The 2,846-nt window shown below is 32.9% G+C and carries 3 protein-coding genes and 1 pseudogene; 2 read left to right on the top strand and 2 right to left on the bottom strand.

Annotation, left to right across the window (positions count from 1 at the left end):
* Positions 1-92: 92 nt before the first annotated feature.
* A pseudogene (locus J2Z60_RS10810) lies at positions 93-578 on the bottom strand (GTP-binding protein); the annotation flags it as partial.
* Positions 579-676: 98 nt separating this feature from the next.
* Between J2Z60_RS10810 and J2Z60_RS10805 the strand changes: the two are divergent.
* The gene (locus J2Z60_RS10805) at positions 677-859 is read left to right on the top strand and encodes a hypothetical protein (protein WP_209687702.1); all 183 of its coding nucleotides are present in this window, start codon (positions 677-679) and stop codon (positions 857-859) included.
* A 103-nt stretch (positions 860-962) separates the two neighbouring features.
* On the opposite strand, the gene J2Z60_RS10800 is transcribed toward J2Z60_RS10805, so the two are convergent.
* On the bottom strand, positions 963-1,778 hold the full coding sequence (locus tag J2Z60_RS10800; protein WP_209687701.1) for a Cof-type HAD-IIB family hydrolase: 816 nt from the start codon (positions 1,776-1,778) through the stop codon (positions 963-965).
* A gap of 103 nt (positions 1,779-1,881) precedes the next feature.
* Between J2Z60_RS10800 and J2Z60_RS10795 the strand changes: the two genes are divergently transcribed.
* Positions 1,882-2,739 carry an AraC family transcriptional regulator gene (locus tag J2Z60_RS10795; RefSeq protein WP_209687700.1) on the top strand — a complete coding sequence of 286 codons (858 nt, stop codon included), beginning with the start codon at positions 1,882-1,884 and terminating at the stop codon, positions 2,737-2,739.
* Positions 2,740-2,846 lie beyond the last annotated feature (107 nt).

Here is a 2,846-nt window from a genome sequence, read left to right as displayed (position 1 = left end):
ATTTCTATAAAATTTTGATTTGGATATTAATACTGAACTAACCAAACAAGAAAATTTATTAAAAATATTGATATTACTTGACTTTAGGTGGAAAAAGCATCCCTATTATCATTAAAATTCACAAAGTTCGCCTGCAATTTTTTATTTAAGTCAGTCATGACATTTTCTCTATTAGTACCAGGCTGATTCATCTTATTGACAAAAATAAAAGTTGGAACTTGATAATCAATTAGCTTATCCCACAACATCTTGGTATAGCTTGTTATCCCATCACTTGCAGATACTAACAAGACAGCATAATCTAGTACGGATAAGACTTGCTCAGTCTGGCTAGCGAAATCAATGTGTCCTGGAGTATCAAGCATTGTTACTTCTGTATCTTTTAAATTCATTTTGGCCATATGAGAAAAAATAGTAATCCCGCGTTTCTTTTCTAAATTATCAGTATCTAAAAAAGTATCCTGCTTATCGACTCTTCCTAGCTTCCTTAACTGACCACTAGCATATAACATCCCTTCAGACAAGGTAGTTTTACCAGCATCAACATGAGCCAATAAGCCTAAAGTAATTCTTTTCATTATAATTCCTCGAAATTTTAAATTTTTTTATTAATTGCAATTTCTCCTATGGTGTATTATATTATTACAAATGTCTTTAGCATAGAAAGGATACTATTATGCTTTCCCTGTTATTTTTAATTTTTATTTTCTGGTTATGTTGGAAGCTAGGAATCGGCTTATTTAAAGTTGTCGGCTTCTTAGTTGCAATAAGTCTAATCTTTTTCTTTGCAGCATATTTATTGCTTCCAATCTTAGCCTTATGTGTAGCAATTGGAATTTTAAAATTAGTTATCGACTAGTCAAAAAAAGGGTTCATCAGATATTTTTCTATCTAATGAACCCTTTTAAATATCTCAACCCAGGGGGGAGATTAAGTGATTGAGATATAGGGGGCAGTATACATTAATTATCTAAAACAAATTTTTGAAAAGCTTGTGCAATTCCATCTTCATCATTAGATGCTGTTACATAATCAGCAGCATTCTTAGCTTCTAAACTACCATTGCCCATAGCGACTGCTTGCCCGACAATTTCAAACATTGAGATATCATTACCTGAATCACCTAAGGCCATCATTTTCTCTGTCTTAATGCCAATTTTATTTCCAAGATTAATGAGACCATTGCCCTTACTTACATTTGGATGCAACACTTCTAAGAAGTAATCGTCAGCACGGACAATATATAGGTCGCCCCCAAACTGCTCACGCACCTTAGGTTCAATCTTATTCAAAACTTCAGGATCTGTACTTACAAAGCACCCCTTAGAAATTTCAAAATCTGCTGGCAATTCATCTGGCTGGCGGACAAGCATCCCGGCATGGTTTTCCCAAGCTTGCAATAACTCGATATAGTCAATATCATGGTCCGCTGTAATAATCTTAGAATCAGGATCTACAATATTAAATGGGACATTATTTTCCCTTGCAAACTCAGTTAATTTTCGATATGTTTCGTTATCTACTAAGTCCTGAGCTAATATATGGTTATCTGCATTCCTGACAATTGCTCCATTTAAAGTGACAACGTATTGGTTTGGACCGCTAATTCCCAGTTCATCCATGTATGGGCGTAAGCCAGCAATTGGTCTACCTGAACACAGAACTATCTTGATTCCCTTATCCAAACTATCTTTTATGACTTGTTTTGTTGAGGGCAATATTTTATTCTTAGAATTAAGTAATGTGCCATCCGTGTCAATTGCTACTAGTTTAATCATTACGACTTCCTCCTTTCTGTTTACAAAAATAATTTATCATTTATAAAAAGAGAGTAAGTATTAATTTTTAAACTAGTTATTACTATTTTTTTAAGGATTAAACATGACAGTTATACATGAAGAAGTTCAAAACACTCCCCGACTTCCATTTTATTTTTATGATTCAACTAATCCCTTCGTTAAAGAACATTGGCATCAAGGAATTGAAATCAACTATTTAATTGAGGGCAACGATTTGCAATTTGTATTAAAGGGAACAACTTTTCACTTTAATGCTGGCGATATCTGGATAGTTAACCATAACCAAGTTCATTCAGCTTCTAGTATTTCTAAAAATAAAATCCACTATGTTGGCTTAATCATTGACGACGACTTCTTATTAAGTGAATTTCCTTCTAGTGCTAATTGGAATTTACAATTAATGGGCAAGAGCGTTAATCACAATTATCAAGCTTATCAAAAGATCTCTGAACTTCTAATCAATATTTCTAAAAAAGTTAAGCAAAAAATTACCGATCCAATCAGGTTTGAAATTCTAGCAGACTTTTTTCAAATTATTGCTATCCTTGACCAATACTTTAATCAACCTCAGGATAATTCCGCTACGCTTAATTCACCTTTAGTTAATGAATTAATTACCTACATTAATAACCACCATCGCGAAAATGTTTCGGCTAGTTCTATTTCACATAAGTTTGGAATCTCCCAAGTAACACTCAATAGTCAGCTTAAGCAGAGTAATTACATGTCAGTTGGCAAATACCTGAATCTCACCAGATTATTAGATGCACGCCAATTGTTATTAAATACTAATAAGCCAATTGCAGTTATTGCTAATGAGGTTGGCTTTTCAGATTCAAAAGTTTTAAACAGAAATTTCAAAAAATGGAAAAATAAGACCCCTAGTCAATATCGCAATACTTACGCTAAATATCATTCTAAAGCGTATTTTCAGTATTAAAAAAGACCATTGTGATATGAACCCCGAAATTCGGACAAGAATTTCGGGGTTTTATTATGACCAAATTATCTAAACAAGATAAAATTGATATTTATAATAAGTGGAAA

The organism is Lactobacillus colini (genome assembly GCF_017874575.1).
Lineage (GTDB): Bacteria > Bacillota > Bacilli > Lactobacillales > Lactobacillaceae > Lactobacillus > Lactobacillus colini.
This window is presented reverse-complemented; position numbering and strand designations above follow the sequence as displayed.

Coding starts and splice junctions, on each gene's coding strand:
- J2Z60_RS10805 (WP_209687702.1), top strand. CDS start 677: ATGCTTTCCCTGTTATTTTTAATTTTTATTTTCTGGTTATGTTGGAAG.
- J2Z60_RS10800 (WP_209687701.1), bottom strand. CDS start 1,778: ATGATTAAACTAGTAGCAATTGACACGGATGGCACATTACTTAATTCT.
- J2Z60_RS10795 (WP_209687700.1), top strand. CDS start 1,882: ATGACAGTTATACATGAAGAAGTTCAAAACACTCCCCGACTTCCATTT.